1 pseudogene is annotated in these 718 nt (G+C 64.5%); it reads left to right on the plus strand.

The annotated features are described in order from the left end of the window. Positions 1-280: pseudogene (locus tag IZR01_RS51970) on the plus strand (hypothetical protein); the annotation flags it as partial. Positions 281-718 lie beyond the last annotated feature (438 nt).

The following is a 718-nucleotide window of genomic DNA, read 5'->3' on the forward strand; positions in this document are numbered from 1 at the left end:
GCTCGGGGCGGCTTCGGGGCGGCTTCGGGATGGTTTCGGGGTGAGCTGCGGCCTGTTTGTGGGCTTTAGAAGCCTTTTCACGGCCTTCGGTTATGGTTGTGCCGGTTCGGGGTTCGGGGCGGCGGGTGTGTTTGTCGGCTGCCGGATTTCGCGTTCACAACCCCGCCGCACCTCAGGCCTCTTCAACTCCCGCAAGTCGGAACAAGAGCCAGATCAAAAGCCAGATCAAAAGCCAGATCAACGGCAAGATCAAGAGCCAGGTCAAGATCAAGAGCTGTGATGAAGAGCCCGGCGCCTCCGGCGGGGGCTCTCGGCTCCCTCGGGGAACTGGCGCAATTCCATAGGGTGGTCCGGTCAGGGCCCTGCGGCGGCGGTTTGTGAGGTGGCTACGGTCCGTTCCCCACGGTCGCGTCGTCAGCCCCAAGGGGTACAGCGCCGAACCCCGGGAGTAAAGTCCGCGCCCTTGCGGTCAGGCGGGCAGGTGGCGGCTGCGTACAGCGCGAACTTGACTCCCGAGAACCGGCACTGTAGGCGAAGCCCTGCCGACGCGACCGAGGGGAACGAACCGAAAACCGACCGGAAGAAAAGCAGCCGCAGGGTACGAGGGCACGGGTCAGCAGTGCGGCTGCCGGTGTGGTGTAGGGGATCTTCCTCGGTCCACCGCTGCTCGACACGCCCGAACGCGTGACGATCAGCATGGATGTCAAGAACCGGCCAT

Source organism: Catenulispora pinisilvae (assembly GCF_015356865.1).
Lineage (GTDB): Bacteria > Actinomycetota > Actinomycetes > Streptomycetales > Catenulisporaceae > Catenulispora > Catenulispora pinisilvae.